General features: G+C 37.8%; 25 protein-coding genes. All 25 read right to left on the bottom strand.

Annotation, left to right across the window (positions count from 1 at the left end; translation table 11 throughout):
* Window positions 1–48: 48 nt before the first annotated feature.
* Window positions 49–1,086, bottom strand: a complete 1,038-nt coding sequence (locus EFD62_RS08485; RefSeq protein WP_128705976.1) for a 3-oxoacyl-ACP synthase III family protein — start codon at window positions 1,084–1,086, stop codon at window positions 49–51.
* Between the two features lie 253 nt (window positions 1,087–1,339).
* Entirely contained in the window at window positions 1,340–2,857 is a 1,518-nt protein-coding gene (locus EFD62_RS08480) for a bifunctional diguanylate cyclase/phosphohydrolase (protein WP_128705975.1), read from the bottom strand.
* A gap of 243 nt (window positions 2,858–3,100) precedes the next feature.
* Complete coding sequence (gene trmL, locus EFD62_RS08475) at window positions 3,101–3,595, bottom strand: tRNA (uridine(34)/cytosine(34)/5-carboxymethylaminomethyluridine(34)-2'-O)-methyltransferase TrmL (protein WP_069194336.1); 495 nt, start codon at window positions 3,593–3,595, stop codon at window positions 3,101–3,103.
* Between the two features lie 225 nt (window positions 3,596–3,820).
* Window positions 3,821–4,285 carry a chemotaxis protein CheX gene (locus tag EFD62_RS08470; RefSeq protein WP_069194337.1) on the bottom strand — a complete coding sequence of 155 codons (465 nt, stop codon included), beginning with the start codon at window positions 4,283–4,285 and terminating at the stop codon, window positions 3,821–3,823.
* Between the two features lie 349 nt (window positions 4,286–4,634).
* Window positions 4,635–5,198 carry a stage V sporulation protein AE gene (locus tag EFD62_RS08465; RefSeq protein ID WP_128705974.1) on the bottom strand — a complete coding sequence of 188 codons (564 nt, stop codon included), beginning with the start codon at window positions 5,196–5,198 and terminating at the stop codon, window positions 4,635–4,637.
* A 76-nt stretch (window positions 5,199–5,274) separates the two neighbouring features.
* Window positions 5,275–5,631: a stage V sporulation protein AE gene (gene spoVAE / locus EFD62_RS08460; protein WP_162302507.1), complete on the bottom strand. Its 357-nt coding sequence runs from the start codon at window positions 5,629–5,631 to the stop codon at window positions 5,275–5,277.
* A gap of 56 nt (window positions 5,632–5,687) precedes the next feature.
* Window positions 5,688–6,710, bottom strand: a complete 1,023-nt coding sequence (gene spoVAD / locus EFD62_RS08455) for a stage V sporulation protein AD (RefSeq protein WP_069194340.1) — start codon at window positions 6,708–6,710, stop codon at window positions 5,688–5,690.
* A gap of 47 nt (window positions 6,711–6,757) precedes the next feature.
* Window positions 6,758–7,201, bottom strand: a complete 444-nt coding sequence (gene spoVAC, locus EFD62_RS08450; RefSeq protein ID WP_069194341.1) for a stage V sporulation protein AC — start codon at window positions 7,199–7,201, stop codon at window positions 6,758–6,760.
* Between the two features lie 19 nt (window positions 7,202–7,220).
* Entirely contained in the window at window positions 7,221–7,406 is a 186-nt protein-coding gene (locus EFD62_RS08445) for a hypothetical protein (protein ID WP_069194342.1), read from the bottom strand.
* A gap of 155 nt (window positions 7,407–7,561) precedes the next feature.
* On the bottom strand, window positions 7,562–8,302 hold the full coding sequence (gene sigF / locus EFD62_RS08440) for an RNA polymerase sporulation sigma factor SigF (RefSeq protein ID WP_069196299.1): 741 nt from the start codon (window positions 8,300–8,302) through the stop codon (window positions 7,562–7,564).
* 84 nt (window positions 8,303–8,386) lie between these two features.
* Window positions 8,387–8,836 (bottom strand): anti-sigma F factor, encoded by a 450-nt coding sequence (spoIIAB, locus tag EFD62_RS08435; protein ID WP_069194343.1) that lies wholly within the window; start codon window positions 8,834–8,836, stop codon window positions 8,387–8,389.
* Window positions 8,837–8,849: 13 nt separating this feature from the next.
* Complete coding sequence (gene spoIIAA / locus EFD62_RS08430) at window positions 8,850–9,185, bottom strand: anti-sigma F factor antagonist (protein WP_069194344.1); 336 nt, start codon at window positions 9,183–9,185, stop codon at window positions 8,850–8,852.
* 193 nt (window positions 9,186–9,378) lie between these two features.
* Window positions 9,379–9,645 carry an HPr family phosphocarrier protein gene (locus EFD62_RS08425; protein WP_069194345.1) on the bottom strand — a complete coding sequence of 89 codons (267 nt, stop codon included), beginning with the start codon at window positions 9,643–9,645 and terminating at the stop codon, window positions 9,379–9,381.
* Between the two features lie 2 nt (window positions 9,646–9,647).
* Window positions 9,648–10,592 carry a DNA-binding protein WhiA gene (whiA, locus tag EFD62_RS08420; protein ID WP_128705972.1) on the bottom strand — a complete coding sequence of 315 codons (945 nt, stop codon included), beginning with the start codon at window positions 10,590–10,592 and terminating at the stop codon, window positions 9,648–9,650.
* Between the two features lie 96 nt (window positions 10,593–10,688).
* Complete coding sequence (locus EFD62_RS08415) at window positions 10,689–12,656, bottom strand: amylo-alpha-1,6-glucosidase (protein ID WP_128705971.1); 1,968 nt, start codon at window positions 12,654–12,656, stop codon at window positions 10,689–10,691.
* A 28-nt stretch (window positions 12,657–12,684) separates the two neighbouring features.
* Window positions 12,685–14,004, bottom strand: a complete 1,320-nt coding sequence (locus tag EFD62_RS08410; protein ID WP_069194348.1) for a gluconeogenesis factor YvcK family protein — start codon at window positions 14,002–14,004, stop codon at window positions 12,685–12,687.
* Window positions 14,001–14,876, bottom strand: coding sequence for an RNase adapter RapZ (gene rapZ / locus EFD62_RS08405; RefSeq protein WP_128705970.1), 876 nt, complete (start codon window positions 14,874–14,876; stop codon window positions 14,001–14,003). The genes EFD62_RS08410 and rapZ overlap by 4 nt, the downstream gene beginning before the upstream one ends.
* Window positions 14,877–14,916: 40 nt before the next feature.
* Window positions 14,917–15,813, bottom strand: coding sequence for a UDP-N-acetylmuramate dehydrogenase (gene murB, locus EFD62_RS08400; protein ID WP_407921088.1), 897 nt, complete (start codon window positions 15,811–15,813; stop codon window positions 14,917–14,919).
* 132 nt (window positions 15,814–15,945) lie between these two features.
* Window positions 15,946–16,671, bottom strand: a complete 726-nt coding sequence (locus EFD62_RS08395) for a phosphatase (protein ID WP_069194351.1) — start codon at window positions 16,669–16,671, stop codon at window positions 15,946–15,948.
* 40 nt (window positions 16,672–16,711) lie between these two features.
* Window positions 16,712–17,647 carry an HPr(Ser) kinase/phosphatase gene (gene hprK / locus EFD62_RS08390; protein WP_069194352.1) on the bottom strand — a complete coding sequence of 312 codons (936 nt, stop codon included), beginning with the start codon at window positions 17,645–17,647 and terminating at the stop codon, window positions 16,712–16,714.
* Between the two features lie 209 nt (window positions 17,648–17,856).
* Window positions 17,857–18,501, bottom strand: coding sequence for a dockerin type I repeat-containing protein (locus EFD62_RS08385; protein ID WP_128705969.1), 645 nt, complete (start codon window positions 18,499–18,501; stop codon window positions 17,857–17,859).
* A 445-nt stretch (window positions 18,502–18,946) separates the two neighbouring features.
* The gene (locus EFD62_RS08380; protein ID WP_069194354.1) at window positions 18,947–19,291 is read right to left on the bottom strand and encodes a dockerin type I domain-containing protein; all 345 of its coding nucleotides are present in this window, start codon (window positions 19,289–19,291) and stop codon (window positions 18,947–18,949) included.
* A 156-nt stretch (window positions 19,292–19,447) separates the two neighbouring features.
* Window positions 19,448–20,971: a copper amine oxidase N-terminal domain-containing protein gene (locus tag EFD62_RS08375; protein ID WP_128705968.1), complete on the bottom strand. Its 1,524-nt coding sequence runs from the start codon at window positions 20,969–20,971 to the stop codon at window positions 19,448–19,450.
* Window positions 20,972–21,007: 36 nt separating this feature from the next.
* The gene (locus EFD62_RS08370; protein WP_128705967.1) at window positions 21,008–22,153 is read right to left on the bottom strand and encodes a hypothetical protein; all 1,146 of its coding nucleotides are present in this window, start codon (window positions 22,151–22,153) and stop codon (window positions 21,008–21,010) included.
* Between the two features lie 198 nt (window positions 22,154–22,351).
* On the bottom strand, window positions 22,352–25,162 hold the full coding sequence (locus tag EFD62_RS08365; protein ID WP_128705966.1) for a copper amine oxidase N-terminal domain-containing protein: 2,811 nt from the start codon (window positions 25,160–25,162) through the stop codon (window positions 22,352–22,354).
* Window positions 25,163–25,327 lie beyond the last annotated feature (165 nt).

Raw genomic sequence — 25,327 nt, 5'->3', positions numbered from 1 at the left:
GTCTGTTTTAATATGATTTTTTTGTATAATATGACAACATATTTAAGATTAGACTCTATATATAAGTCCTCCGCCGCTAAATCCTTCTCCATGGGATATCAGCATAATATTCATTCCCTGCTGTATTTTTCCTGAAGTAAATCCGTGATCTATAAGAAGCGGAAGCATTGCTGTCATGGTATTGCCATACTCTCTGATCAAAGAAATGCTTTTTTCGGCATACACCCCCAGAGTCTCCAAAGTCAACTCCCATATTTTTGCATTATTTTCGGTAACCAAGACGAGATCTATATCCTTCATCTCAAGTCCACTCTCTTCAAGAATATTCCTTGATACTTCTCTTACTGCCTCTCTGTAAAAGCTTTCAGCAGCCTTCCAGTTCTCCATTTTGTAGAAATCATCAATTACTGACAGCAATTCAGTACCTGAGAACTTGTCCGAGAGGGTTATAGGACTCAACATTACAGACATATCATAATACTGATAGTTTGAATAAAAATAACTTGCTAACATATGCTTTTCTTCTGAGTAACCTAAAAGTATAGAAGCTGAAGCATCGCCATACAAAAATGCGACCCTTGGGTCCGTCTTGCTTACAAACTTCGAATTTATGCCTCCGGATGAAATAAGAATATATTCGTCACCGGAATTGATAAATCTTGATGCTGCATCCATCGAATGAATAAAAGCCGAAGTACCTCCATCTATATCAAAGGCATGCACAGCTGTCTTGCAACCAAGCTTACCCTGGAGTCTACTTGCAGTCATAGGCAAAAGATTATCGCCCATAAACTTATTGACAAGAATTCTTGAAAGGTTGTCCGGAAGTATTCCATAATTATCAAGGCACCCTTTAGCAGATTTCAAGAGAATATCGCTATCATCCTCGTCTTTTTCTGCAATGTGCCTTCTCTCAACGCCAATGGTTTTAATAATTACTTCATTTTTAAAAAATGGGTGATAGTTATTAATTATTTCTTCGTTTTCAATTACTCTCTCAGGAACAAAAGAGTCAGTGGATAATATCTTGCAAAATCTTCGAATTGTTTTCTTCTTTCTCTTTGGAAAATAAAATAATTCAGTCATAATACCCCTCATAACTTTTGCAAATATTATATTTCTCTTTATGTGAAATCTATATATGTTTCTATCTAAAACCAGTATAAAATCTTTATTTCAAAGTATATAGGTTATCATGAAGCAATTACTTTGAATCAATCTTACAATTAGTTTACCATTAAATCAACATATTTTTCAATATTTTGTCTGCATTATCTGCAAAAACCCAAAAATCGACAAGATAAACAGGGAACTAATATTTTCTGTTGTAGGCCACATCTTACGCAGCATAAGATTTCATTGCTTTTATAAAAACCTTTACAATTTCCGGATCAAATTGAGTCCCGGCATTCTTTTCAAGCTCGCTAAAGGCATGCTCCATTGTCATACTTTTGCTGTATGGACGGTCAGATACCATTGCATCAAAAGAATCAGCCACACACAATATTCTAGCACCAAGGCTTATTTCCTCACCTTTAAGTCCATCCGGATATCCCGTGCCGTCAAATTTTTCATGATGGTGTCTCACATAATCTGTCAATTTATCCATGTCGCCTAAAGGTTCAAGTATATTTTCACTATAAACAGGGTGCTGCCTTAAATAACTCATTTCTTCATCATTCAATTCTTCTTTTTTGTTCAATATGTGCTTAGGCATTTCTACTTTTCCGATGTCATGCAATAGACCAGCATACTGAATTATACTGATTTCTTTGAGGCTTAGCTCCATTGCTTCCGCAATCAATACAGCATAAGCAGATACCCTTTCGCAGTGGCCATGGGTATATTTATCCTTTGCCGATATTGTACTTAACAAGCCCTTGAATATACCGATAAGTTGCTGATGGTCGGAACTGATGTTCTTGCGTATTTGCATTAGTGCATCCTGGTAGAGATGCACCTTGTCCTTTCCCAAATTCTTTGCATGATACAAGGCCGTATCTGCTTGGTAAATGAGTTCATTCTTATTTCGTGACATATTAGGATATTCCGACAATCCAATGGACAATGTAACCTTTTCACAAAGATCATGTCTAAAATACGTCTGTTTTAATCTTTCAAACTCCTTGCGAAGTTCGTTTGCCATTTGCTGCAGATTATCTATCTGGGCATTTGCAAAAACAATCGCAAATTCGTCTCCTCCATATCGGCACAAATAGCATCCTTCATCTAGTATTTCCGAAAGAATTGATGCAGTTGACTTTAATATGCTGTCACCGCAGTCATGCCCATAAATGTCATTGTACATTTTAAAATTATCAATATCTATCATTATTAGGCTGACAGAGCTTTTGCTCTTTTGTGCCTTATCGATCTCACTTTCGAGAATCATATGAAAAAACCTCTGATTATACGCTCCGGTTAATTCATCTGTAATTGCCAACTGCTCAAGCTTTTTTTTCTGAACCTCCTGTCTGGCTGTAAGTACTGCAATAAAACTAGTTACAAGTATTGTGAACAATTTTAATGTCAATCCAAGCAACAGGTAATTGTTGAAGCTCATAAAATACTCTACAACTATAAATACTGTTTCAGCCAAAATCAGCACCAGTGCTATTGATAACCCCAAATAACCAAATCGAAATGCCATTAGAATTACAATTGATGATTGCACATGACTGAGATAACCTCGAATGTTATGTGTGGCATTGTAGTCTATCTGCATGCACTGTATAATACCAAGTATTACTGAGATTAAGATATATAAGAGCAACTCAACCTCTCTGAACTGATTATTCAGATATGTACCCTTCAAATCTTTATATTTTTTTTGCAACAATGCAAGATTCTTACTCATAACATTCAACCACCCGCGTAAATTGTCGTTAGTCACTAATATAATCGCCGTATATCTGTCATTATATCTATATATTATACTTTAGTATTTGAAATATTTCTACATAAACGTCGAATAATGAACCTATTAACACTAAAAAAAATCAAATAAAGTATCTTATGAATACTTATATAGCTATCTCAATCCACTTTTGCCATTATTTTGCTCGCACGATTAAGTAATTATGTCCCCAAAGCATCCAAATCACCAACAATATTTTGTCAGTTCTCCTTGAGCGGCAAGTCCGGCAAAATTATTTTGCCTTAATGCTTCATAGACAATTACAGCAACAGAATTCGAAAGATTCAATGAACGGATATCGTCTTTCATCGGAATTCGAATGCACCATTCCCGGTTCTCCACAAGGAGTTCTTCCGGCAAACCTGCTGTTTCCTTGCCGAACACAATAAAGCAATCCTCCGGATATCTTACATCTGCATATGAATTCTGAGCTTTGGTAGTAGAATAATAAAAAGTGCACTCTTTATATTTATGCCTTAATTCATTGAAATTATCGTAATATTTTATATTCACCTTATCCCAGTAATCCAGACCTGCACGCCTTAGGTATCTGTCTTCAACTGAAAACCCAAGGGGCTTGATTAAATGGAGATTAACTCCTACCGCTGCGCAAGTCCTAACAATATTTCCTGTATTTTGAGGTATCTCCGGCTCTACCAGCACAACATTAATTGCCATTTTATTCTCCCTTCTGATTGATTCCACTGTTATATTATCGCTGGCTTTTTACCCAAAGCCAAAAGCCAATTTAATTTTCAGATATCATATTAACATATATGCCCATAATATTTAAGACCTAATCTAATAAAATGACGCTCATTTTTTGTTATATAGAAAAAGAAGCATGGCTGAACTTGCTTCTTGCAAGCTCTGCTATGCTCCTTTTTAATTCGCATAGAAAAGTTAATCAACTACCGAGATATCCAACTCAATTTTTTTATCCTCTCCCAAGAGAAGAGGTATACATATAGTCTTCATTTTCGAAGGTGATATCTGCATGTTGTCTCCCATTAGAAAAGACGGTGGAGTTATTTCAACACCAACTCCTTTATTATAAAGAATGGTCGCAGTATTCCCAAGAATCATGTTGGTAAGCTCCGACAGAGCGCTTTTTGATATTTCGTCCAACTCCGTCAATTCCATCCCTCCCATCATTCCGGAAGCAATAGTCAAAGCAACAGCTTTACTCATCGCGAAAATTGCCTGGCCTCTAATCTTTCCTGTAAGACCAACCAAGATTACTATATTATCGCTTGTATAGGGAGAGTTTTTTAAAGAAACACTGCCCAACTTCGCATCTATTCCGGCAATTTGCTTTAATACTGTTTGACTTGCTTCTATGAAGGGATTAATGTATTCAACATTCATAAAACAATACCACCTTTTTTGTAAACTGTATAGTAAATCCAAGCAGCATTTTTTATTTTGCACAATCTAAAAGGACACCTATTTAGTTAATTAACCTTGGTACTATATAAAAACATATTGATAACGCAGCGAATTATTATGCAAGATACTTATTAGAACTCAAAATGCAAATATATCTTGCCCTCTCATTTTATATCGACGGCAAAGGAATGTAAGGTAACATAAAAAGTTGGAAATAGGTTTATATTTTTTATTATTCTATAAAGTTCCCCAATATTCCTGCTTTTTTATTTTGTTTTTGAAGGCATTTTTAGTGGATAGAATAGGAAAAAAAACCTACTGCAAGCTCCTAATTCCCTACAGTACTTCTCTTTAACACCTCTTCCAATGCCTTTGTCGTTATAGGGGCACCCTTTTCAACCGCATCATAAAAGTCCATTTTCCCCGGATCTCCCATTCCGACAATAACCAGGTCTTTACGCCCTCGCAAAATACTGAGAGTATCTCCACAAATCTTACCACTGCGAGTCTCAACTCCATTTTTATCCACTGAACCCTCAATTACTTTTCCTTCCCTTGTAATAGAGCATGACAGCTTTATCCCATTGCAATCCTTACCGTCGGAGGATACTGCAACAACACCGATTACTTCGATATTCTCATTGTTCAAAATCGACTCCATCGCAGATTCTCCGGCTCCCCTGCCTTTGCGTCCCCTGTCATCAACCATCACAACCACCGGGTCATTTTTTGCCGCTTTTATAAGCTCAACAATCTCATAGCCGGTCAGAATAGTGGGATTTCCGGCAGAAAAGGAGATACACCTTCCTCCGATATTTGATGCAGCAGTTTCCACCGCCCCTTTAGCTGCAATATCTCCATCAGTAACAAGAATAACTTTTCTTTTATACATTATATTATACCCACATTCCAAATAGTTTAACCAATAGTTTCTAAATACATTCTGTTATTCTATTACATAAAGTAAGTTATCTTTTTGCTTTTGGTGTAAACGCAACAGACATAAGATAGCCAAAGAATATAGCTGCAGCAATTCCTGCGGCTGCGGCCTTTACTCCTCCTGTAAATGCGCCAAGAACACCCAATTTGTCAACTTCCTTGAACGTCCCGGTTACAAGGTTGTAACCGAATCCGGTAAGCGGTATGGTTGCTCCTGCACCTCCGATATCCACTAATTTCTGATACACTCCGAGAGCTGTTAGTATTGCTCCTGCGGATACAAACAGCACTAGTATTCTCGCTGATGTAAGCTTCGTTTTGTCAATTAGTACCTGCCCCACAGCACAAATCACTCCTCCGACAATAAACGCACTTACATATGTCATTATAGTATTATCCATGTAATCACCTCAAAATTGAGTAATATCACATCTATACATCCCTATTGCTGCAGGGATGTTGTAATGCTAACTGCATGAGCTACGGAAGGTATTGATTCACCCTGTTGTGTGCTTACAGGGCTTAGCAGAGCTCCTGTGGCAATAAATAAAACATTTTTCAAGCTTCCATCCATGAGTTTTTTATAAATAAATCCCGCAAATACAGTTGCTGCACAGCCACATCCACTGCCCCCTGCGTGGGTGTCTTGTTTTTCACGATCGTATATCATGACACCGCAATCATTGTATATATTGGCAATATTGAAGCCCTGCTCTCTCACCAACTCAATACATATTTCTTTTCCTATAGCACCAAGATCCCCTGTCACTATAAGGTCATAGCTTTCAGGAGCAAAACCTGTATCTTTAAAATGTGTAACTATTGTATCAACTGCCGCAGGTGCCATAGCAGCTCCCATATTGTTTGCATCCTTAATTCCCATATCAACGATTTTGCCGGTAGTAATATGCGTAATATATGGACCTGCTCCCTTACTCGAAATCAACGCACCTCCAGATCCGGTTACTGTCCATTGTGCAGCAGGAGGCCTCTGCGTTCCCAACTCCAGAGGAAATCGGAACTGTTTTTCTGCAGAGCAGAAATGGCTGGATGTTATACATACAACATCATCGGCAAACCCGCCATCAACCAGCATAGCTCCAATACTCATCGACTCCGCCATAGTGGAACAAGCACCATAAACCCCTAAAAACGGCACATCCGACTCTCTCAGCCCGAAGTTCGCAGCAATACATTGATTAAGCAGGTCTCCTGAAATTACATAATTTATTTCTTGACTTGTCTTATCAGCCTTTTGCAAAACCTTTGAGAATGTTTCTCTAATCAGCTTGCTTTCAGCCTTTTCCCAACTTTTTTCTCCCCACATCTCATCATCAATAATATTGTCAAAAAAGAGCCTCAAAGGTCCCTTTCCCTCTTTTGGTCCCACAATCGAAGCTGTTGAAATAATGCTTGGTGGATTTTGAAGCATTACAGTTTGTTTTCCCAATCTTTTAGATGCCATAATTCACTCCTCTCCGGTTTTGAAGCAGTTCCTAGCTAATTGCTACCTTATCTTAAAAGAAAGTAAATAATTCCTGCAACTATTGATGTTGAAATGCCATATACCAGTACCGGGCCAGCAATAACAAACATCCTTGCTCCAACACCCAAAACATATCCCTCGCTTTTAAACTCCATCGCAGGGGAAACTATTGAATTTGCAAATCCTGTTATTGGCACAATAGAACCAGCACCTGCGAATCTTCCCAAATCATCATAGATGTTAAGACCCGTTAAAAGCGCACCCAGAAAAATCATTATCAGCGTTACTACCGAGGAAACCTGTTCCTGTCCATAGCCCATCATCTTCAAAATATTGGTTATAAACTGACCGACTACGCAAATCAAGCCTCCCACTAGAAAAGCTCTAAGTACATTTCTCCCTGTTTTCGAATTAGGTGTCTTCTTCTCCACATAGGACTGGTACTCTTTATTGGTCATTGTTTTCTGCATCTGAAACCTCCAACTTTTGTTAGACTCTTTGTTCTGACATTACTTTTACCGGGCTTGCCCTATTAGCATCTTCAAAAACGAAAATTCCTTTAGAAGGAACTTTGTCAGGCTTCTGCATAATAATAGCAAACGTCAAAAATGCAATCAGCAATGTCAAAACTAGAATTATTAAAATCATTTTATACCTTCTTAGTGCTTCAGTCATATTCCAACACAATCCCCTTATACTATAAGTTTTTATATACTGAAATAGGATTATTAAGATTTTGTATACAAATTATTATTATTATTAGGAAATAAAAAAACAATATGCAGGAACATATTGCTTTATATAGCTACAAAAAAATTATATATTCTAATTTAATTGAATTTTATTTTCTTCCGGATTTCCTCCAATATTTTCTTTTCAATTCTTGAGACCTGTACTTGCGATATTCCAAGCATTTTTGCAATCTGAACCTGTGTCTTTTCTTTAAAATACCTCAAAACAATAATCTGCTTCTCTCTTGGCTTTAAGGTATCCAATACCTTTCTTAAGTCTATCCTGTCAACAATGTCTACCTCATGGTTATTGCTTTCGTTTGCGATTTTATCAATAAGAAGCGTGGAAGAACTCTCTCCTTCCCCCACCGTACTGTACAACGATTCAGGAGTACAGTTCGCCTCCATAGCCATGACCAGTTCTTCGACAGGAATGCCGAGCTGATCCGAAATTTCACTAACGGAAGGCTCCCGGCCCAATTCCTTGGACATAATTTCCTTGGTGACTCTGATCTTATTTGATAGCTCCTTAAGGGAACGACTTACCTTTATAATTCCATCATCCCGAATAAAGCGTTTTATTTCTCCAATTATCATCGGAACCGCATAGGTAGAAAATTTGACGTCAAAGGAGCAATCAAACTTGTTTATGGCCTTAATAAGTCCTATGCACCCGATCTGGAAAATATCTTCGGTTTCGTACCCTCTGTTTTGAAATCTTCGTACAATACTCCATACAAGACCGACATTTTTTTCTACCAATACGGACTGGGCATTTTTATTTCCTGCTTTAGCATCTGCTATCAAATCAAGAGTTTCTTTTTCATATAATTCGTCCATATTCATCCCCATATCCTCTCAGGTATTAGTTCTATCACGGAATTACCTGTGCTTGTATCCCGCATACCCCAGAAATGATTTCTATTACAAGGCATTGTTTTTACCCCTAACAGAACTAAAAGTCTTGAACATTGTTACGGTAGTACCGCTACCAACCTCAGATACAACCTCAACCTTGTCCATAAAACTCTCCATAACGGTAAATCCCATACCTGACCTTTCCATATCAGGTCTAGAAGTAAACATAGGCTCCCTTGCTTTCTCTATATCTTCTATGCCCTTGCCCTCATCAGTTACACTTATTTCTACAGCATCTTCATAGAGCTTGCAGGTCATCTTCACAAGACCTACTTTATTTTCATAGCCATGAATTATCGCATTTGTCACAGCCTCAGAAACTGCCGTTTTGACATCTGCAAGTTCTTCTATATTCGGGTCTATTTGAGATACAAAAGCCGCCGCAACAACTCTGGCAAATGCTTCATTACTTGATTTACTAACAAACTCTAGCTTGACTTCATTTATTGGATTCATTCTTTATACCCCTTTACATTTTATTAATAGCTTCATCTATGCTATCATAAGCCGACATTAATTTCAGCAGTCCCGACATCTCAAAAATGCGCCTTATCCGCTCATTAACACCGGCTAAAGACATTTTCCCGTTTAACTTCTGTATATTTTTATATCTTCCCATAATAACTCCGATACCTGAGCTATCCATAAAAGTAACCTTCGAAAAGTCCAAAACCACATTTTTTGTGGTGGACTTCAGCATTTCAGCATCCAGTTTCTGCCTTATATAATCAGCGGTGTGGTGATCCAGTTCACCATTTAATGCCGCGACTAAAGTATTTCCTCTGTTCGTTAATCTAATATTCAAGTTTATCCTCCTCCACTGTCCGTTGTACTAATGTCTATTCTTCCAAAACATTATTTCCCCCTTCAAAGAATAATGTAAGGTTTTGTAATATGAATAAAAAAATATCGACAAATCACATCAAAAATCAACATCCGAGTGTAAATTTTGTTGCAATTTGCCGATATTTTTATTTTTAGTAAATTAATACCTTATATCACTCTTCTTCCAAACCTGCCGTAACAAGGTCAATAAGCTCATTTAGGGCCTTATCCTCATCTTCTCCATCTGCTCCAATTACAACCTCTGTCCCTTGTGAAACAGCTAAAGACATAAGTCCCATTATACTCTTTGCATTTACCTTTTTTGATCCCACCTTAATCCAGACATTCGAAGTAAACTTACCTGCAGTTTGTACAAAAAGTGCTGCCGGTCGTGCATGTAGTCCTGCCGGATTAGTTATCTTAATAGTCTTCTCAACCATTTTCATAACTCTCCTTTCATATTTCTTAAGCTCTCAGCAATCTTATCCAGCTTTCGCAATCTATGATTAACTCCAGACTTGCCAAGGGGCGGATTTAACATTTCTCCAAGCTCCTTAAGACTGGCATCGCTGTAATTAAGCCTTATCCTTGCTATTTCTCTGAGATTTTCCGGCAGTTTATCAAAGCCAAGATTATCTCTAATATAGTTGATATTCTCCACCTGCCTTACCGAAGCATCCACTGTCTTTTGCAGGTTTGCCGTCTCACAGTTCACTATTCTGTTGACATTGTTCCGCATTTCCTTTAAAATTCTAATGTTTTCAAGCTCTAAAAGCGCGGAATGTGCTCCGATTATATTCAAAAAGTCAACTATGTTCTCACCTTCTTTAAGATAAACCACATAATTTCCTTTTCGCTTTGTAACCTTCGAGTTTAAATTGAAACTATCCATCAACTCATTCACTTCAGTTGCTAAAATCATATTGTGGCAGATTATTTCCAAATGATATGTCTTTTCCGGGTCACTCATTGACCCCGATGCTAAAAATGCACCCCTCAAGTATGCCTTTCTGCATTCCTTTTTCTTCATACCTTCGGCATAGGGCACATATTCCACCTTTTCAGATACTCTGATATTAATATCCTCGAGCACTTTCATAAGGCCTTTCGATGAAGTGAGTACAAGGATATAGACAATATTTTTTTTTAGTTTGCGGCTTCTTCTTATGCTTATTTCGGCGTTAATCCCATACAAATCCTTGATCTGAGAAAATACCCTGCGGGCAAATGCAGCATTCTCGGTTATTAGCCTAAGATTAATCTCATTGGTGTTAACGACTTTTATAAGCCCGCTTATTCTCGCTGCAGCCGCAAGCTCAAATAAGCTGCCATTATGCTCCGTATCAATTCTGCACAACTCATTCTTAACTGCCGATGAAAACGACAAAGCAGACACCCCATATAATAATTATTGCTTATTTCCCCAAGCATTAAATCGCACACAAATTATACCCTATATCGCAATAAATTTCTAGTGTTTTAATTATATTAATTGCATTACATCTTCAATGTAAGCCCTTAGTATTTCCGCCACACTCCATGCCTGTGCAAAGCAACCCCTAGGTATCAACGGCTCATTGCCGTCAAATATCTCGGAAATCGAACCAAGACAAGCATCTTGAAGATGATCCTTAAAAGGCTCAATGAATCTCAAGGCCATTTTCTTGGCTTGCGGCGAATAATTATTTACCTTAAGGTATGCAGTTATAAACTGACCAAGAGGCCATGTCCAGACTGTACCCTGATGGTATGCTCCGTCTCTTTTGTACTGATCGCCTGCATACACCCCTACATATTCCTTTTCTCTAGGGGATAGACTCCTTAACCCATAGGCAGTATAAAGTTCTTTCAAAACTGTGTCTACAATGCTCTTTGCCTTATCTCCCTCAATTATCGGATTTGATAGACTTATGGCCAATATCTGGTTGGGTCTTATCTTGTCATCCTTATAGCTCTGTGTGAGACAGTCGTAAAGGCAATTTTTTTCTTCATTCCAAAAGCTATCAACAAAGGACTTCTTCACTTTCTCAGCCATCTCATCGTATAGCCCGGCATCTTCTTCAAAATGCTTTGAGAGTGAAGACATAATCTTTAAGGCATTGTACCATAAGGCGTTTATCTCTACAGCCTTCCCATGGCGCGGAGTAACTACCCAATCCCCCACCTTGGCATCCATCCATGTAAGCTGAGTATGTTCATCGCCGGCAGTAATCAGGTAATCTTTATCGGCTTTTATATTAAAATGAGTTCCTTTTGAGTAATAGTCAATTATTTCTTTTAGTCCTTCGTAAATATGTTCCTTAATAAATTTATAGTCATGGGTGTATTTGATATATTTATTGACAGCCTCAAAATACCACAAAGCAGCATCAACGCTGTTGTATGGCGGCTCATGTCCGGCATCGGGGAACATATTCGGTATCAGCCCGTCCTTGACGTATTTTGAAAATGTATAGAGAATTTCCTTTGCATCCTCAAAGCGGCGTGCTGACAAAGTAAGTCCGGTAAGGGCTATCATGGTATCCCTTCCCCAATCGGTAAACCATGGGTACCCTGCAATTATGGTTTTCGCATTTGTCGACTCTCTATGTACTATAAAGTCGTCTGCCGCCAAAACCAGTCTTTTTGCCAGTTCATCCTTGTATCCGGCTTTATCGATCAGCTTATGAAGTCTATTGTTTTCTTTTTCTATTATTTGAAGGCCATCTTTCTGGCTTATGTTTTTCTCTACAGTTGCAATAAAGGTAATATATTTTTCTTCCATGGGCTCTATTTCAATATCATAGTACCCGGGTATATAATGATCCTCAGTCGAAGCCAAGCCCCTTTCCCTTTCCACAGCATAATCCATATTGTAGAACCATGCATCGTTAAGCTCCGTAAACTTTCCATCACTTAAGTACAGGCTAATGTCAATATCGTAGCAGGAAGGCCGCACTATTAAAACATCTTTTTTAGACTTCCTGTCAAAATTCATATATGCTCTACTGGAATTAAAATGATAGTCCCTGAAGTTTACAAGGGGAGTGAGTCTTAAATTTGTCCTACTTGCTCCGTTTATGACGTGATAAACCACTGCAACAGTGTTTTCACCATAAACCATGCATATCTCCTTTTCAATGTAAACATCCTTGACTCTGTAAATGTACTTTGGATGCAAATCATACTCAAATCGCTCCTGATGATGGTATCCATTCATTATAAAACCCGGCACTTCATAGGAAAACAAATTGAATGATTCATTATCAATAGTGACGCATTCATCAATTTTTGACAATATCAAGTGCCTGCTTACAGGAGGTTTTAGAGATGCTACCAGCAAACCATGGTATCTCCTGGTATTTGAACCAATAATTGTGGATGACGAAAATCCTCCTATTCCGTTGGTCAAAAGCCATTCCCTCTGAATCCCCTGTTCGTAAGTTCTCCAACTTGATTTTCCAAAGTCCATGTTCATTCCTCCGCATTTTAGTTATTTTTTATCCAACCATATTTTTATATTGCTTAATTGCATTTACATAACCGGCTGACTTTCTATTATCTTTTCCAAATGCGTTTTCAATAACCAGATTCATGATGGCCTGTGCCAATCTCATTGTATCATGTCTAATATAGCTGTTATTTATGCAGACAAAGTCACCTCCCTCCAATTTTATACCTAGTTTATCCAACTCATCCGGGTCAACTCTTACAATTTGCGCCCCATCCTCAGCATACTTCTTTTTCAGCAATTCAGGTATATCGGCGGTATTAAAAATGCAGTAATCAACAATTCCCTGAAACGAATGCCTTTCAAGAGCCTTTATATGATCCGAAACGGAATATCCCTCAGTTTCCCCAGGCTGGGTCATAACATTGCACACATATACCTTCAAAGCCTTTGAATTCTTTATCGCATTACAAACACCGTCAACCAGCAGGTTGGGAATTATACTTGTAAAGAGACTTCCCGGTCCCAAGACAATCACATCCGCTTCGCCGATTGCTTCTATCACCTCATCCAGGGGCTTTACCTTTCTAGGTTCCAAATATACCCTCTTAATTGCACACCTGTGAAAGCTGTTATGATCGCCGATTTTAGACTCTCCGGCAACAACATACCCATCCTCAAGCTCTGCACACAATTTGATGTCCTCAAGAGTAACAGGAAGCACTCTTCCTTTTACTGCAAGCACATCACTCATTCTTTGAACAGCCTGTTCAAAGCTTGGAGAAATACCATCCATTGCTGCAAGAAACAGATTACCAAAGCTTTGTCCCTTCAGCATTCCATCTTGAAATCTATACTGAAGCAGCTTTTCCATAATCGGCTCGGTATCGGCAAGGGCCATAATACAGTTTCTGATATCTCCAGGAGGAAGTATCCCAAGGTCTTGCCTCAAAACTCCGGATCCGCCTCCATCATCAGCAACTGTAACCACAGCTGTTATATTTGAACTATAAGCCTTAAGGCCTCTAAGCATTGTCGAGAGACCGGTACCTCCTCCAATTGCCACTATTTTCGGTCCCTTATCGAGAATTTCCTTTTCATATACGCAACTGTCTTTGTCTTTGACGCATATTTCTTTTGAACTATTTCTAAGGTATTTATGCAACATGTCAGTTGCAATAAGCCGTACAGAAACAATAATAAACATACAGCCCGATATAATAAAAAGTATCGAACAAACGATGTCCAAAATACTATCATACCTATATGCCAAAAACATACTTGCACTAATAAAGATAATTCCCAAAATGGTCATAAGAAACCATCGGTATCCTGCTATATTTTTTCGTGGCCAATTATTATTTTTCATTTTTTGTTGCTCCTACCATCCTTGTCTATATCTCTGTGGTCAATAACCACCCTGTGTTCCTTGCCGCAAAGATACGAAAATAATGCTTCGGAAATAGCCACAGATCTATGTCTTCCACCGGTACACCCTACTCCTATGACAAGCTGTGACTTACCTTCCTTTATATAGTTCGGTATTAAAAAATCCAGCATATCCTTGAGTTTGGTCAAAAAATCAGTGGTTTCATTAAAACCCATCACATAATCCCTGACCGCTTCATCCTTACCCGTCTTATTTTTCATAGTATCTATATAAAAAGGGTTTGGAATAAATCTGACATCAAAAACCAGATCACATTCAAACGGTATACCATATTTAAAGCCAAAGGAAATAATATTCACTATCATCCCGTCAAACTTCCTGCCTTCAACAAATATGGCTAAAATCTCTTCCTTAAGCTGCCTTGGCGTCAGATTTGATGTATCAATAACATAAGTCGCATTTTTCCTGATCTTAGATAGAATTTCCCTTTCATCCTTTATACCCTTAATCAGTCTTCCTTCAGCCGCAAGCGGGTGGGCGCGCCTACTCTCCTTATACCTTTTAATAAGCACTTGATCCGATGCCTCAAGAAAAAGAACCTCATAGTCAATTCCCGCTTCTTTTAAAGCATTGAGTTCGGGAACAAGGTCATTAAAAAGCTCGCCCCCTCTAATATCTATAACAAGAGCTATTTTATTTATTTTCCCTCTACTTTTAATGCAAATCTCAGCAAATTTGCGTATAAGCAGAGGCGGAAGATTATCAACACAGAAAAAACCTATATCTTCCAGATATTTAACAACAAGACTCTTTCCAGCTCCCGAAATACCAGTAATTATCAGTAATTTCATTTGTACCTCCCAAAATAACTATCTTCCAGTGAGAATCTATTTATGCTTCCCCAACAATTCTCACTTCCGTTTGCATATCAACTCCAAATTTCATCCTAACTGTGCTTTGTATATGTGCAATTAAATCCAAAATATCTTTAGCTATAGCATCTCCTGTATTAATAATAAAACCGCAGTGCTTTGTTGAAACCTCTGCTCCACCAATGCGGTATCCGCGAAGTCCACAATCCTCGATTAGCTTTCCTGCAAAGTATCCTTCCGGTCTTTTAAAGACACTGCCTGCGCTCGGCATTTCCAGAGGCTGTTTATCCTGTCTCTTTTTTGTTAAATCTTCCATCATCGCTTTTATTTCTTCTTTACTTCCCTTTTTTAGCTTCATCGAAGACCTGATAACTATGCCCGAATGTTTCTGAATAAGGCTGGTCCTGTACCCAAACTGGTGCTCATCATCCCGGATAACCCTAAGCTCGCCATCTCTATCAATAAATTCGGTTTCAATTATCACATCCTTCATTTCTCCTCCATATGCTCCTGCATTCATTGCAACTGCCCCGCCCAGCGTCCCGGGTATCCCCGAGGCAAACTCAAGACCTGTTAGACCGTTTTCATAAGCAGCCATTGAAATTTTTGAAAGAAGCACGCCAGCATATGCAGTAATAATATCGTCTTTGACGGTGAATTCATTTAGATTATCATATATTTTTATAACTACTCCTCTTATTCCTTTATCTCTAACGATCAAGTTTGTTCCATTTCCCATAATAAATACCGGAACATTTTCATTTTTGCAAAGTTGAATAGCTTGGCTCAATTGCAAGACAGATACGGGAGTAACTAGAATATCTGCCGGTCCCCCAACTTTAAATGAAGTATGATTCTTCATAGGTTCATCCGGTTTAACATTTTCAGAACCGACAATTTCCTTAATTTTCTCCACAAAAACCTCTTTTTCCAATAACGTCAGCTCCTTACTATAACTATTTTACAGTCCATACTATTATTTTACTTGAGCAGCGAAGCATATAGAATTCAATATGTTATTTTATCCAAAAATTAAGCCGTCTACACTTTATTTCCTTCCTATTCTCGCCTTTTTCTGCTTTATATACTCCTCAAGCTTATCAACGGATGTATTCATAATCAACTCTGAAGGTATGTCGACCTCCTCAAGGAGCTTGTATATCCTGTCAAAACGTCCCACATCAAAGCTAATATGAGAGTCGCTTCCACATACTATCTTAACTCCTTGCCTCTTGCACTCTCTGGCAAATTCTTTACAATTTTCCTCAGAACCTTTTCTTGTCACAAAAGAGTGATTATTTATTTCTATTAGTTTTCCATTCTCCTTTGCCACACCCACAACCCTTTTGATATCCACCGGGAACTGGGGATTTCCGGGATGTGCAATGGCATCCACATAAGGATTTTGCAGCACATTTATCATAGCCTGAGTGTGTTCTTCTTGGGTCTTGGGCTCAATGCAAATGTCATGAAAACTTGCAATGACAAAATCAAGTCTTCTCAGATACTCATCGGGCATATCCAGTCCGCCTGTATAATCAATTATGTTTGCCTCGACTCCCTTTAGTATCTTTACACCATATAGCACCTCCGGTATAACCCTGAGATTACCGAAATGATAAAGACACGGTGCTCCCTTCATAGCAGGTCCATGGTCAGTTACAACAAACATCTCAATGCCGTTTAAAGAAGCCTCTCTGGCCATTTCCTGAACTGTACTGTAAGCATGCCCGCTGGATATGGTGTGTGTATGTGTATCTACTACAAATTTCAAAACTACTCCTCCATTTCATCTGTACATCAAATCTTGTAGATTACTCATCGGACGATTTGCTTATTTCTCCTAATACTCTGTCATTTAAAGCTCTGGCAGCATTATAACCCATATTCTTCTGCCTATTGTTCATAGCTGCCACTTCCACGATTATAGCAAGATTTCGACCAGGTCTTACAGGAATCGTAAGGGACGGAACGTTAATCCCAAGTATGTCGGTATACTCATCGACCAAGCCCAACCTATCGTAGTTTTTCTTTTCATTCCAGAATTCAAGCTGTATAACAAGGTTTATGTTTTCAGTAACCTTTACTGAACCCACACCATAAAGATTCTTAACATCAAGTATTCCAACTCCTCTTATTTCAATGAAGTGTCTTATTATGTCGGGAGCAGTTCCAAATAGGGTCTTGTCGGATACCTTTCTGATTTCCACCACATCATCTGCCACAAGTCTGTGACCTCTCTTCACCAGCTCCAAGGCGGTCTCACTCTTTCCAACACCGCTTTCCCCCAATATCAGGATACCTTCCCCATATACCTCAACAAGCACCCCGTGCTTTGTAACTCTTGGAGCAAGCTCAACGTTAAGGTAGCTGATTAACGCGCTCAATATTCTTGATGTAACATCATTCGTCCTTAAAATCGGGATACCGTATTTTTTAGATACCTCAAGCATTTCAGGAAAAACCTCAAGTCCTCTTGCTACCACCATACAAGGAAAGCCACATCTAAAAAACTCATCAAGGCGGGAATAGCGCTCCATCGATGTCAACCCTGCAAGATAACTGGTCTCAACTTTCCCTATCATTTGTATTCGGTCAGTTCCGAAATACTCTAGATACCCCACCAGCTGTAACCCGGGTCTGTTCACATCTGTAGATGTTATCAGAATATCCTCCAACCTATCTTCATCATTTGTAATTAGTTCCAACGAAAAATTTTCCTTTATTTTTTTTAAAGTAACTGAAAACATAATTATTCCTCCAAGTACAAATATATTTATACCTTCCTAATGCAATATTTCAAAATTACATCGACAGAATCCAATGTCCAGAATCTCTCCGCAATTTATTATATTATATCATAGCAATAAAATAAACATAGCTAAAAAGATATAAAAAAGAGGATGGCAAATTATTCGCCAACCTCTTTAAACTTTACCATTAAGTACCCTTTCGCGAATCAAAAAATGATATATTCACTACTTTTGCGGTATGGAAGAGTGTTTATCATTTTAAGCAAATATCTTTTAAAAACTGTCAAATCGGTCGAATTCACAACCCCATCTACATTTATGTCTGCTCTTTCATCATATCTTCTCTCAAGGATACATCTTCTTATTAAAGTATAATCTGTTGAGTTAATTTTACCGTCATCATTTATATCACCGTAGCATATGTACACATCTGGGAGTACTTCAAACTCATATATCTTGCTAAAGTCAGAGCTTTTGAATGTAAAGGAGTAATCACCCTTGCTGAGCTTACCCAAATGATATGTCAAAGTTTTCTCAGTCATAACTGTCGGAGAACCACCTGTCCATGCCTGAATATCAGCCTCACCTACAAAAGATATTTTCTTTGTGCCTTCCGCAATTGTAACAACATCATCATAGTTAACTCTGTAGCCGGAGCTTCCGAACATAATCTTTACAATAGCGGCAAACTCTCCTGCGCCATCGGATTTTACAGAAATGGACACATCTTCACTTCTAGGTGCAACCTTTATCCATGTCTCTTCTGTTGTCTCAGCCAATACTGCTGTCGGCAAAAAAGCCGTCACAAGCAACAAAACAACGAGTAGAAATGAAATTTTTCCTTTTGACATTTCTAAAACCTCCCCAAAATAATCTAATGGATTAACATTTTGCTGGTGACATAATAATCTTAAGAACTAATAAATTACAAACTATATAATGAAGAGAGCTTGAATAATACGACATGAAATACTCTATTTATCCATAAATAAACTAAAAACAGTTAATCTTACATAATAATTATACTATTCTAATTAATACTTTTCAATATTTACTGACAAAAAAAGTAACTTAAAGCATAATTATTCCTCCCGGTACTAATATATTTATACCTTCCTAACACATCTTTACATAATCACATAGACAGAATCTTAGGCCCAGAATCCATCCGCAATTTATTAATATATTATATCGATAAAATTAACATAGTAAAAAGATGTAAAAAATAGGATGGCAAATTATTCGCCATCCGCTTTTACTTTATCATGAGTTTGCAGTTTGCAATAACAAATACTCTTAATCAACTCTAGGACCACCAGGATCCATTGGAATCCATGGAATCATTCCGAGTACATACCTTTTTAATACTGTAAGATCCGTCGAATTCACAGAACCATCCAAATTCAAGTCTCCTCTGGGGTCATACTTTCTCTCTTTAATACATCTTTCTATCAATTTTTGAAGCTCAAAAATGCTTATCACTCCAACGGCGTCCCCTATACTGTCTGACTCAACGGAAAATGATACCTCATCGCTTGAAATCCATGAATCATCCGTTGTCTCAGCCGATACTGCTGTCGGTAAAAAAGCAGTCACAAGCAGCAAAATGACGAGTAGAAATGAAGCTTTTCCTTTTGCCATTTTTAAAACCCCCTCAAAATAGTTTAACAGATTAACATTTTACTAGAAACATAATAATCTTAAGGATAAGTAAATCTCAAACTAAGTAAGAAGAGAGTTTGAATAAAGAACATGCAATACTCTATTTATCCACAAATAAACTAAAAACAGTTAATCTTATATAATAATTGTATCATTATCAATATAGCAATTCAATATTTTTTGGCAAAAAAGAAAAATGCAATTTAACTTGGCAATTTCTTTAGTCCATTTTCCGCCGCATTCCGGCTGAGCAAGCATAAAATACGTATTTCCAATCTGAATACTTGTTTTGGCATAGTCCACCGGATAGGTTTTCATTGAAAAAAATTTTAAAGCCTCATTATATTCTGCCAAGGCAGATTTTAAATTATCTTCATTTCCGTCCATCTGATACATTTTGCTGTAGACATCACCCATGCATCTGTGAGCTCTGGCATAATTCAACGGATAGATTTCCGGAATCCATACCTTTAATGCCTCTTCATAAGCAGCTTTAGACTTGTTGATATATATATCCTTCTCCTCCGAAAGCAATAGATAAACATTTCCTAGGTTGAACTGAATATGTGCATAGAGATAAGGATTAACTTCCAATGGGTATACATCAAGAGCCTTTATGAATAGGTCGGCAGCTTCCGTCAAGCAAGAATATGCTGAATTCTTCATCCCCAGTTCCCGGTATGCCAAGCCTAGATTATACTGAATCAATCCGCTTTCGGGCATGCTCTCATTGGAAGAACAATAGGCCCAAGCCTCATTATATAGGTTTACAGCCCTCACCAAATAACCTTTGTGACTGCTAATCTCATATAAAACCCTACAGGCATTTCCAAAGTTGAGCAAATAAAAGCCATAATCCTCTGATATGTTCTGGGTTTTCAAAAACTGATAGGCCTTTTCATACATGTCTTTGGCAAGCAGCATGTTCATTTCAACATCTTTTTTCTCAGCAAGCACGCTATATGCATTACCCAAATTGATTAACACATGGACATATATTTCCGGAAAATCATCAGCGGAAACATTCTTAAGTATCTCCTGATACTTTATAACGGCACTCTCAGCTTTATTTTTAGCAAGAAGACCATCTGCATAGCTCACCATATCGTAAATAGTAAAAATGCTATAGGATTCAAATATATTTACAATAATTCCGTTCCCGGCTATAACAATGTTTTCTTTGCCCTCCACTGATATTTTTTTCTCATCATAACCCCTCGTAATTATCAGATTGCTGCTTCCGTCCCAGCCAATTTGCTCCCCAAATTGCCGAGCAATAAAATTGCCGGGTACATAAGTAGCTCCGTCTAAAATCACTAATGGGTTATCCAACATTACATATTCGCCGTCAATAAAAACTGTAACATTGTCAGAATTAAAAACTAACAGCCTTGTTCCGTTTTTGCACAAAATATCTCTTGTAACCGGGTTCCACTCAACCACCCAACCAAGTCCTTCTAGAACAGGTCTTAGTTTAACATAAACAATACCATTTATCATCACTTGCCGAACTTCCGCTATCCTTTCGTTATTACTTTGATTCAAGGATATGCTTTGGTTTTTCTCAACATTTTCTGCGAAAGACTTCACATTAGTTGCTTTCAAAACCGTTACCAGTATTATTGCAGCAGATAATAATACCAGAGTATTTCTCTTCATAAATGAACCCTCCCTGGTTTTGCACAGCCGTATAAATTAATCGCCAATATGTATATAAATATTGCTTCCCTGACCTAATATATTGTTGTCTCCTTCAATAACAACACTGTTACTTATTGTTGAATTTGTTGCTTCATTGGAGGTCGAATTTGTCGTGTTTGATGTGTTAGTCGTATTTGTTGTTGTATTGGTTGTATCGCCGGTGGTCGAATTAGTCGTCGTGTTTGCAGTTGGATAGCTTGCTGCATCAGCTGCAGTATCACTTTTTACGTCAGTTGGCGTTTCTATATTTGCTGTACCTAAAACCCCTTGGCTTTCAGCGTCATCATATTCAACGCCTGTATCTGCTTCAGCTTCGTTGAACACCTCTTCAAGCTCCTGGCTAGATGTGTTTGCCTGAATGGGTATGGTCATTGGGTTTTGAAGGCTGTCAAAATCGGCATTAGACATATCCTGTGAGACCTCGGCAGGCTTTTCTGAAGGCATAGAGATTTTTGAGCTCTGACTGCCGCTTGCCGCTTGGGCAGCCATAAAACCGGTAACAACAATAAGTATAACCGTTCCCAGTATACTCTTGGATTTAAGCTGCTTCTGCAAATTTCCGACTTTGCTTTTAATGTTCCGACTGATATTATTCCTATAGTCCACCACGCCATTTAATGTCCCTTTGCGGGTATCCTCCCCACTTTTTGACAAAGTCAGGTTAAACTCCATCACTCCGGAGTAGTTACCCTCTATGGAATTATGAAATGCTGTAATTGCCTCAGAATCGGGTACCCTATCAAATTCGCCCCCTTCTGAAGACTGTTCAATTAATCTATTCTGTCTGATGATTTTTCCAACGGAAGATAATGACACATTTAAAACTTCCACTAAAAATTCCTTAAAGTCTGCAATACGTAACAACGATTCCTTAATCTCTTCTTTCAACGAGGAGTTGTAAATCAAAATCTCAATCTCGTTTCTAATCATCTTACGCTGCGTTGCTGTAGATTCTTCATACGCAAAATCAACGATTTTCATTAAATCTTCACTCTTTGGCTTTGCCCTGTTATTTTTCCATTTCGAAATGATGGAAGAATCCTTTATAAGGTAGCAGTCAGCGAGAATATTGGCATTCTTGCTTGTGATCTTAAAGATAATATCGAGAATATTTCGTATACTTAGAAAAGCCTTATCCATTTTTACTCCCCCTAAACACTTAACCCTTTGTTGCTTGTACGTCCATAACTCTCTTATCTGTATTACACCGTGTCTATATTACCATTTTTTCCTTACAGTAAAACCGAATAATACTTGCTCTAATCTTTCATACTTCGACATGCTTATTTTTTATGATACATAATGATACAATAATTATAGAGTATTGTGCTTCAAATTTTAGAATCTGTCAAGATGTTTTTTCTTTTCTGTTATCTCTTTATAGAGTTGAGGGTTTTTTTCTATTGTAAATACTTTTAGCGCCTTGCCATAGCTTTCTTCTGCTGATCTTTTGTTTTCAGTTCTGTTACTTATATTTACAAGATTCATGTATATATCACCCATAATATGCCATACTCTTGCATAGCCCAAAGGATAGACATCAATAGCATAAATTTTCAGAGCCTCTTCACAGGACAGCAATGCCTCCCTTATATTTTTTTCCCTGTCTTTTATGCCGGCAAGTCTGTTTAGGGCATCACCCCTGCTACAATAAATGCTTGCATATAGTCCCGGAAAATACTCTCCTTTCTCTTCGAAAATATTCAATGCCTTCTGATAGAGCTCCAGCGACTTTTGAAGATTCTCTTCGCTGTCTTGAAGCTCAGCCAGTTTACAGTAAATATCTCCTTGGGTTTTCAAAAGCTGAACAAGGGTTTTAGCCTCTTTACTTCCAAAAATCTTTAGTGCTTCGTCACTGGAATTCAAAGCCTTCACAATGTTTTCTTCCTTTTCCCTAACATCCGAAAGAACTAAATAAGTCTGTGCCAACACAAATTGTGCATTTCCATAGGTTGAAGTATCCTCTCTCGCCTCATTTATCTCTAAAGCCTTATTGCAAGCTTCCAATGCCTTTAATATGTTTTCCTCCTTGTCCTTTGACCATGCCATATTGACATAATTCTCCGCCATCCTGAGGTATATCCACGCACTTCTTAGTTTTATTTCTTCCTTAGTGGAGCAATCCAGAGCTTTTTCATAATATTCCAACGACTCAAGGCAGTTTTCGATGGTATTTTCTATAGTCGATAGATGCCTATATGCATCCCCCATAAGTATAAGAGTATCCGAATAATAATACGGGAAACTCTCCTCGGTATATACCTTGAAGGCATCTTCATAGGCCCCAATGGCACTATATATGTTTTCCCTTGAATTGTCAACATAGGATAACTGTATGTATGAACTCCCAAGGTTTTGCTTAATTGAGGCATAGTAAACCGGATAACTTTCAATGGTGTAAAAATCCAAGACGTGTTTATATCGCTCTATGGCCTTAAGAGTGTTGCCTTTGATATTATCATATTCAGATAATTTCTTATAGGCTAAAGCCATATGTGTACACGCCTCTGCATAATAAAACGGATACCTGTCAATTGTGAAAACCTTCAATGCTTCCTCAAAATACCCTATGGATTCACGGCAGTTCTCCTCCCCATCTTGAAAATCCGATAAATAAGTATATACTCGTCCCTTGTTTATCTGCACCATACCATAATAGAAAGGATAATCGACTATGTTAAATACTTTTAAGGCATTGTTTAAAGCCTCAAGTCCCTTATTTAGGTTTTTCTCCCGTTCACTGTTACTTGGCGATACCAAATATGTAAAGCCTAGATTGTTTTGATTTACAGCATACTGTATAGGGTATTTGTCTATTGTAAAAACCTTCAATCCCTCTTCTATCGCGCTTACAGTTCTATTCAAATTCTCCTGAGTGGGCTTCACCATAAAGTACTGAAGGTATAAAGTTCCAATATTGCTCTGTATTCTGGCATAACCCACTGGATCCTCTTCTTTTGAAATGTGTTTAAGGCAGTCATTATATGCATTAATTCCTTTCTCCAAATCGCCAACTTCGCCTTTCATCCTAAAATGATAAACATGGGCCAATGCCTGATTCATTTTTACTTTTGCAAATTCCTTCGGATATTCCTCTTCCCGGTATATGCTCAAAGCCTCTTCATAAGCCAAAAAGGATTTATCAATATTTTCTTCCATCTGCGTAGTCTGGGACAGGGTTATAAAAGCCACTCCCCTCAAGTGGTGAATGCCTGCATAATGATAGGGATAATCCTCCTTATTAAAAAACTCTAAGGCTTCATCATATTCCGCTAAAGATTTCAACGAATTGCTTTTCATATCCCGTATCATAGCAAGATTCGCATAGGCATCTCCTAAACCAATATGAGCATAAGCTTCGACGGAAGGGTATTGTTCTAATGAAATATTTTTAAGAACTCCTTCAAATATCAATATTGCTTTATCAATATTCTCTTCATTGTCCAATATTTTCGAAAGCTCAAGATAGGTGCTACCGAGATTAATCATAACATGTCCGTATTCTTCGGGATTTTGCGCACTGGAAATATGTTTTAGTACTTCTTCATATTTATTTACAGCACCGGCAAAATTATTGTCAAGATATAATTTGTCTGCCTCGGCAATAACCTCATTCACCTTCTGTATCTTATATCTTTTAACTATATTTGTAATTATATTCTCACCCACTGCAACAACATTGCCGCTTCCCGAAACAGATATATCCGCTTTGTCCTTATCCCAGAAATAGACTGTAGCTTCTTCTTCATGCCACTGAACCATCATATCCAGAGCCATTTCAAATATTTCGTCGGATGCAAAAATTCTTCCTTCGATTATATGAAAAGAAGATTCTATCGTTTCATTTCCACCACCTAACTGAACTGTGCCCCTATCAACATCAAACAATACCTCTCTTTTGTCTTTGGTGCACAAAGCAGTTCTGTCCATGCTGTTCCAAATAACTTCAAATCCAAAAAACTCAAACAACTCTCTCACTGGAATTAGTAATTCGTCATCTACCATACGGGGATACATGCTAAAGCTGACGTCCACATTGTTTATCTTTACTTTCACACCGTTTGAACTTACAAGACCAACTGAGTGTATTACTGTCAGAATCGTCAGAATCATCAGAATAAGAAACGCCTTTATCTTTTTGGCTGTCATACCAATTACCCCCCTGTATATTTTTTCCGGACATTTTTCTTCTTTTATTTTATCATTTACCTATAATAAAAAAAAGAAAAAACCATGCAATATTCTATATTTAATATAAAATATCCATGGTTTTTATTTCCAATATGTAACTATACTCCTGTAATTAACTATATC

The sequence above is a fragment of the Acetivibrio mesophilus genome (assembly GCF_004102745.1).
GTDB lineage: Bacteria > Bacillota > Clostridia > Acetivibrionales > Acetivibrionaceae > Hungateiclostridium > Hungateiclostridium mesophilum.
The sequence above is the reverse complement of the archived record's forward strand: the minus strand, read 5'-3'. Positions and strand labels throughout refer to the sequence as shown.